Annotated in this window: 5 protein-coding genes; all 5 read right to left on the bottom strand. The window is 46.9% G+C overall.

Translation table 11 applies throughout. The annotated features are described in order from the left end of the window. Positions 1–75 precede the first annotated feature (75 nt). On the bottom strand, positions 76–1,401 hold the full coding sequence (hutI, locus tag B2575_RS00125; protein ID WP_296239598.1) for an imidazolonepropionase: 1,326 nt from the start codon (positions 1,399–1,401) through the stop codon (positions 76–78). Between the two features lie 59 nt (positions 1,402–1,460). After that, positions 1,461–2,513 carry a formimidoylglutamase gene (hutG, locus tag B2575_RS00120; RefSeq protein ID WP_296239596.1) on the bottom strand — a complete coding sequence of 351 codons (1,053 nt, stop codon included), beginning with the start codon at positions 2,511–2,513 and terminating at the stop codon, positions 1,461–1,463. A gap of 27 nt (positions 2,514–2,540) precedes the next feature. After that, positions 2,541–4,103, bottom strand: coding sequence for a histidine ammonia-lyase (gene hutH / locus B2575_RS00115; protein ID WP_296239595.1), 1,563 nt, complete (start codon positions 4,101–4,103; stop codon positions 2,541–2,543). 119 nt (positions 4,104–4,222) lie between these two features. Further along, positions 4,223–5,584 carry a YjiH family protein gene (locus B2575_RS00110; protein WP_296239594.1) on the bottom strand — a complete coding sequence of 454 codons (1,362 nt, stop codon included), beginning with the start codon at positions 5,582–5,584 and terminating at the stop codon, positions 4,223–4,225. Positions 5,585–5,654: 70 nt separating this feature from the next. Beyond that, complete coding sequence (gene hutU, locus B2575_RS00105; protein WP_296239592.1) at positions 5,655–7,358, bottom strand: urocanate hydratase; 1,704 nt, start codon at positions 7,356–7,358, stop codon at positions 5,655–5,657. Positions 7,359–7,417 lie beyond the last annotated feature (59 nt).

Raw genomic sequence — 7,417 nt, 5'->3', positions numbered from 1 at the left:
GTGCATTTATTATTAAAAAAGCCCCAATCATTCAATGACTGGGGCTTTTTTAGTGTGAGTATTTAGATAAGTTCGCTATACCGTCTCACGCCACTTGCCTTGAACCATAATGCCGTTAATAGGGTTTAGTCCCATCTGATAAGCCAAATCCGCAGGGCGGGCGATATCCCATAAGACCAAATCTGCATCACAGCCAACTTCTATTTTACCTTTATTAGATAGCCCTAGCGCTTTTGCAGCGTTAACAGTTGCCCCTGCCAGTACCTCTTCAGTCGTTAAGTAAAATAGCGTACAGCCCATGTTCATCGCAAGCAATAATGAGGTAAGTGGTGAAGTGCCAGGATTACAGTCAGTAGAAATAGCCATAGGTACTTGGTGTCTACGTAATGCCTCAATGGGTGGCAATTTGGTATCACGTAAGGTATAAAATGCGCCGGGCAACAGAACTGCAACGGTATCACTGGCCGCCATTTTTTTGATGTCGTCTGCTGATAAATGCTCTAAATGGTCGCTTGATAACCCTTTGTATTCAGCAACCAAGGCGCTGCCACCTATATCAGATAACTGCTCAGAGTGCAGTTTGACTGGTAGGTTTAATGAGCGTGCCACCTCAAAAACGCGTCTGATTTGCTCAGTACTAAAGGCGATATTTTCACAAAAGCCATCGACCGCATCGACTAAGCCTTCTGAATGCAAGATCAGTAGCCACTCGCACACTTGCTCGATATAGTCATCCGAGCGGTCCTGCATGTGAGACTTGTATTCGGGTGGCAAGGCATGCGCTGCTAGATAAGTGGTGCTCACATGGATATTGTGCTTGTCACCAAGTTGGCGAGCAACCGTGAGCATTTTGCGTTCCGTATCTAAATCTAAGCCGTAGCCCGATTTGATTTCGATACTGGTGACGCCTTCTTTCATCAGTGCAAGCAACCGTTTTTCACTTTGTGCAAATAGCGATTCAATATTGGCAGCGCGGGTGGCAGTGACAGTTGAGACAATGCCGCCACCTTGTGCCGCAATGTCTTGATAACTAGCGCCAGTCAAACGTGCCTCGAACTCGTTACTGCGATTGCCACCATAGACGATATGAGTGTGACAGTCGATAAGTCCGGGAGTTATCCAGCCGCCATGAGCATTTTTTATTTGCCCTGCTGAGTAATGCGACAGGTGCGCAGTTATTTTTTTATTAGAGCCAATCCACGCAATTTTGTCATCAATAATACCGATGGCAGCATCTTCCAGTTGCCCATAAGGCACATGGTCACTGCCATTAAAACCGTAATGGGCGGAAAACGTTGCAAGATTGACATTGGTAATGATGTGGTCAAACGATGTCAGGATGTCTTTATCCTCTGTAGTATTGATAGATTTGTCGAGTATCTGTGCGCTAGAGTTGTTCATAATAAGCTCCTGCTTAATACTGATAGTCAGGTGAATATATAAAATTCATCTTTAAAGTTTTATTCATAAGTCTTTATTTGTAGAGTCAGTAAATGCTGCTCTATAATAGTCGCTAATAGTCTTGCCGCAACTTTGCAGCTACGCGCATCAATATCAAAGGTGGGATTAATCTCGGCAATGTCGGCCATTTTTACTTTACCAGTAGCCATAATGGTTGTTACCATGCACTCAACAAACCCAAGCTCAATGCCATAAGCCGCTGGGGCACTCACACCGGGCACAACACTGGCAGGCAAGCAGTCCATATCAATGGTCAGATAAACCACCTCAACTTGATTGATAAAGCTTATAACCTGATCGGCAAGTATCTGCCAAGGCTGATAATGGCAGTCTTCATCACTGATGATATGCACGCCCAATTGCTCAGCACGATCAAACAGCGCCGCCGTGTTAGAGAACCGACTGACGCCAATACAGCAATAGTTAAATGGCTGACCATGTGCGTCAAGATGCTCGGAAATTTGGCGAAACGGTGTACCAGAAGTCGCCACATCAGATTGACGAATATCAAGATGGGCGTCAAAATTAATGATGCCGATGGTAGGCGGGGCATTTGCTTCGCTTGTATTTTCTAATGCCTGCCATAGTCCCAAAAAACTACCATAAGCGATGGCATGACCACCACCAAGTCCAATGGGCAAGCCGCCTTGTTTGACGATAGCGCTCACCTTATCCGCATATTCGAGCTGAGCTTGCTCAAGAGTGTGCGCAGCAAAGTCATCATCGTCATGACAATAGATATCGCCTGCATCACCTAGCAATGTTGCCAGTTGATTGTCATAGCGTGTCTGCAACGACGCAATCACTGGCAGCGTCGCAAACGCTCGGCGAATCAGCGGCGGGGCAGCTCGCGCACCCACGCGGCCTTGATTGCGCCTAACCCCTTGATCACATGCAAAGCCGATTAGCCCAATATTTTGATCCTCGTAAGGCTGGGCGAGCTGATACCAGTAGCGGGCACGTGCCGTCTCAAATGGCTCTGCACGGCCAGTCCACAGCATCATGTCAGCCGCTGTGTGACTCACGGTTGTGCTAATTTTCGTAATGGCCATTGCTCATTCCCTTCTATTATCTAACGCTTATTTAGACTCGTACCAGTTGCTACGTAATGACTGCCAGTGCTCAGCAAGCGTACCGTCTAATACCAATTGTTTGGCCGCTTCGATATCAGGCGCTAGGTAGCGGTCTTTATCATAGAAAGTCACTTTCTCGCGCAGTTTCTGATGCGCCACAGTCAACGGCTCTGATGTCTCTAATCCGCGATGAAAATCAATCCCTTGACCGGCAGCCAATAGCTCAATACCGATAATGGTGGCAGTATTTTGCGCCATCTCGTATAAGCGGCGTGCGCAATAGGTCGCCATGGAGACATGATCTTCTTGGTTGGCAGAGGTTGGGATGCTATCGACGCTACCCGGATGGGCGATAGCTTTGTTTTCTGAAGCCAGTGCCGCTGCTGTCACATGGGCGATCATAAAGCCTGAGTTGACCCCAGCGTTATCAACCAAGAATGGCGGCAGACCACCTGACAGCGTCGCATCGATAAGTAAGGCCACACGGCGCTCAGACATAGAACCAATCTCGGCAATTGCCAAGGCTAAAATATCAGCGGCAAAAGCGACTGGCTCAGCATGGAAGTTACCACCTGATATAGCCACTGGGCCATCTTCGTTATTAAAAATTAGCGGATTGTCAGTGACGGCATTGGATTCGATTAGTAGCGTTTTACCTGCTTGATTGATGATATCAAGACAGGCACCCATGACTTGCGGCTGACAACGCAAGCAGTAAGGGTCTTGAACTCTATCGTCTTGCTCGCCATCATGTGAGGCACGAATGGCACTGCCTTTGATCAGTTGACGATGTGCTTTGGCGATTTCAATTTGACCATGATGGCCACGTACTTCGTGAATACGCGCATCAAATGGTGAGTCCGATCCTTTGGCAGCATCAATCGACAGTGAGCCGACGATGGTGGCGGTCTCAAGCAAATCACGCGCTAAGAAATAACCCCGTAATGCTAGCGCGGTTGAAACTTGCGTACCATTGATAAGCGCGAGGCCTTCTTTGGCTGCTAGGGTAATTGGCTCAAGTCCATGTTGAGCTAGAGCTTCTGCTGCAGGCACTTTTTCGCCAGCGACAAACACGTCACCTTCACCCATCATTGCAAGTGTCATGTGTGATAAAGGCGCTAAATCACCAGAAGCACCAACAGACCCTTTTGCCGGAATATTTGGCGTGATTTGATTATTGATTAAGGCCAGTAGACTATCTACTACCTCGCGACGCACACCAGAGACACCTTGAGCCAAACTGGCAACTTTCATCACCATAATCAGTCGCACGACGCTGTCTGGTAACGCTCCACCAGTACCCACTGAGTGAGAAACGATCAAATTGCGCTGAAGTAGCTCAAGCTGATCATCACTGATACGCGTCTTTGCTAACAAGCCAAAACCAGTATTGATTCCATAAGCGCTTTTGTCTCGAGCAATAATCGTACGCACATCTTCGTGTGAGGCATCGATAGCTTTATAAGCACTCTCAGGTAATGTCAATATGACAGGTTGCTCATAGATATCACGTAGCATCTTAAAGCTAAGCTGGCGAGGGTGTAGCGTTAATTTTTTGATATCGTTCATAGGGTGATCCTAGTATTGTAAGACATATGGGTTATATTATTTTTGATTCATGTCTTTGTTGAAATGACGTTTTTTAAATGTTTTTAGTTAACATAATACTTGTTATTAAATTTGTTTTTTTAGCCAATCCAGTTGAAGTACATGGCTAGATGTCCGAATGCCGCAGCCAATAAAATACTGAGTACCACACGCTCAAACCAGATAATGACCATTTTGCCGACAGATAATGGTATTTCAGTGGCAAGCACACAAGGAATCATGGCAGAGAAAAACAACACGCTGCTAATAGAGATGACTCCTGCAACATAGCGAGTCAGTATATCAGCCTCACTGAGGAGCAGTGCTGGCAAGAACATTTCAGCCAATCCCGCTGACATACCTTTGGCGGCAACCAGAGGCTCTGGTAAGCCGCTAAGCCATGTAAATGGATAAAGAAGCAAGCCTAAAGCATCGAATACAGGCGTATACTTTGCTAATATCAATCCTGTCAAGCCAACCGCGATGATAGAAGGCACAATCGCCGCTGCCATTGTCAGCCCATCGCGAAAGTTAGACCATAAGATTTGTTTTAGGTCAGTGGCACGGCGCGAAGTGGACAAACCCAAATCAAATGCTGCCGCCAAACGTGTACCACCTTTATGGTCTAAAGCGGGACGTTCAACGCTATCATCAACAAGGCTAATGGGTGGAATACGAGCAGTAATCGCAGTGACGATAAAGGTAATCACTAGCGTAGACCAAAAGAATAAATTCCAAAACTCCATCAGACCAAGCGTTTTGGCAACAATGACCATAAATGCCGCTGATACGGTCGAAAATCCAGTCGCAATGATAATGGCTTCGCGCGCTGAATATTGCTTTTGCAAATACACGCGATTAGTAATGAGCAGCCCGATAGAGTAGCTACCAACAAAGGATGCGACGGCATCAATCGCTGATGAACCTGGGGTTTTCCAGATAGGTTTCATGATCGGCTGCATGAGCACACCGACCATCTCGAGCAAACCAAAACCCACCAAAAATGCTAAAATTAATGCCCCAAGCGGTACAATCATACCAACTGGTAATGCCAGTTTTTCAAACAGAAACGGCAGCATGTCCTTTTCCATCATAAAGGCAGGCGCTACGTCAGCAACATACATCACTGCCAGTATCAGACCAATGATTTTAAAAACAGTCATGATTATATGGGTAATGTTTTTACGCCATGAGCCGTCTATAAATGGCTTGCTTACCCCAAAGATCATCAGTAAAAACAATAACGTCACAGACAATGTATGCTGCTGAGTGACCAGATAAGTTGCCCCATGATCGAACAAAATCGTGCTTTTCTCACCAATGGTAAATGGCACAAAAAACATGACCAAACCGATAGCACTAAAGATTATCAGTTGCAGTAACGCTATAGGTTTAGACAGTAGTGCTTCAGTTGGTGTCGCTGCTGCATCCTTGAGATTTAGTGTCGTATTTTGCTCAATCATATTATCCTCCTTGATAAAATGTCGATGATATCCTTATGTCAAGTAATCACTTATAAGGATAAATGGTATGCTACTTAACCATCGGCAGATTTAGACCATAATCTTTCGCTGTTTTGATCGCTAGCTCATAGCCTGCATCGGCATGACGCATAACCCCTGAGCCGCAATCATTGACTAGCACTCGTGCCAAGCGTTTGGCAGCGGCATCAGTGCCATCTGCGACGATGACCATACCTGAGTGCTGCGAGTAGCCCATGCCAACGCCGCCGCCATGATGCAATGACACCCAAGTGGCACCACCTGCCACGTTGAGCATACCATTCAATAATGCCCAATCAGATACCGCATCTGAGCCGTCTTTCATGCTTTCTGTTTCGCGATTTGGACTAGCCACTGAGCCTGTGTCCAAGTGGTCGCGGCCGATGACAATAGGGCCTTTTAGCTCGCCGTTTTTGACCATTTCATTAAAGGCCAAACCTGCTTTGTCACGTTCACCCAATCCTAACCAGCAGATACGGGCAGGCAAACCCTGAAACTGAATACGCTCTTTTGCCATATCAAGCCAGCGATGAATATGTTGATTTTCAGGGAACAGCTCTTTGATTTTTTGATCGGTTTTGTAGATGTCTTCTGGATCGCCTGATAATGCGACCCAGCGAAATGGGCCTTTACCTTGGCAGAACAGCGGACGAATATAAGCGGGGACAAAACCTGGGAAATTAAAGGCATCTTTAACGCCTTCATCAAAAGCCACTTGACGAATGTTATTGCCATAATCGGTCGTTGGAATGTCCATCGCTTGTAGATCTAGCATCGCCTGTACGTGTACGGCACAAGACTGAGCGGCTGCTTTGGTGAGTGCTGAATGTTGCTCTGAATCCTCTTGCGCAGCTTTCCATGCTTCTACTGTCCAGCCAACTGGCAAGTAACCATTGATCAAGTCATGTGCTGAGGTTTGGTCAGTGACCAAATCAGGCTTCATGCCACCATCGTGCGCACGCTTGACCATTTCAGGTAGGATATCTGCGGCATTACCAAGTAGGGCAATAGAGACCGCTTCACCTGCGTCGGTATGCTGTTTGATCAATTCATAAGCATGGTCGAGATCATCGGCTTGCTTATCGACATAACCAGTACGCAAGCGGAAATCGATACTAGATTGCTGACACTCGATGTTCAGTGAGGTTGCACCTGCAAAAGTCGCGGCTAATGGCTGCGCACCGCCCATGCCGCCAAGACCCGCGGTCAAAATCCAACGTCCCGCCCAGCTACCGTCATAATGCTGACGACCTGCTTCTACAAAGGTCTCGTAAGTACCTTGCACGATGCCTTGGGTGCCAATATAAATCCAGCTACCAGCCGTCATTTGACCATACATCATCAAGTCTTTGCGATCGAGCTCGTTAAAGTGCTGCCACGTCGCCCAGCGCGGCACAAGGTTAGAGTTTGCAATCAAAACACGCGGTGCATTTTCGTGCGTTTGAAACACGCCAACTGGCTTGCCTGATTGCACGAGCAACGTCTCATCGTCTTCCAATTCTTTTAATGACGCTAGGATTTGATCATAGCTTTCCCAATTGCGGGCTGCGCGTCCGATACCACCGTAGACGACTAGGCTTTTAGGATTTTCGGCCACATCAGGATGCAAATTGTTTTGCAGCATACGATAAGGGGCTTCGGTCAGCCAGCTTTTGCAATGTAGAGTACTGCCAGTGGGCGCGGCGATTTCGCGGCTCTCATCACGGCGAGTAGGTTTGTTGCTATTAGTAGTCATGGTCAAATCCTTATGAAATCTTTTGAGGCGATTGGGCAATTAAAGTAAGTGCTTTACAG

The organism is Psychrobacter sp. UBA6739, assembly GCF_002453835.1.
Lineage (GTDB): Bacteria > Pseudomonadota > Gammaproteobacteria > Pseudomonadales > Moraxellaceae > Psychrobacter > Psychrobacter immobilis_A.
The sequence above is the reverse complement of the archived record's forward strand: the minus strand, read 5'-3'. Positions and strand labels throughout refer to the sequence as shown.

What these genes read in the sequence shown, in the direction of transcription:
- hutI (WP_296239598.1), bottom strand. Translation starts at nt 1,401, where the DNA reads ATGAACAACTCTAGCGCACAGATACTCGACAAATCTATCAATACTACA.
- hutG (WP_296239596.1), bottom strand. Translation starts at nt 2,513, where the DNA reads ATGGCCATTACGAAAATTAGCACAACCGTGAGTCACACAGCGGCTGAC.
- hutH (WP_296239595.1), bottom strand. Translation starts at nt 4,103, where the DNA reads ATGAACGATATCAAAAAATTAACGCTACACCCTCGCCAGCTTAGCTTT.
- B2575_RS00110 (WP_296239594.1), bottom strand. Translation starts at nt 5,584, where the DNA reads ATGATTGAGCAAAATACGACACTAAATCTCAAGGATGCAGCAGCGACA.
- hutU (WP_296239592.1), bottom strand. Translation starts at nt 7,358, where the DNA reads ATGACTACTAATAGCAACAAACCTACTCGCCGTGATGAGAGCCGCGAA.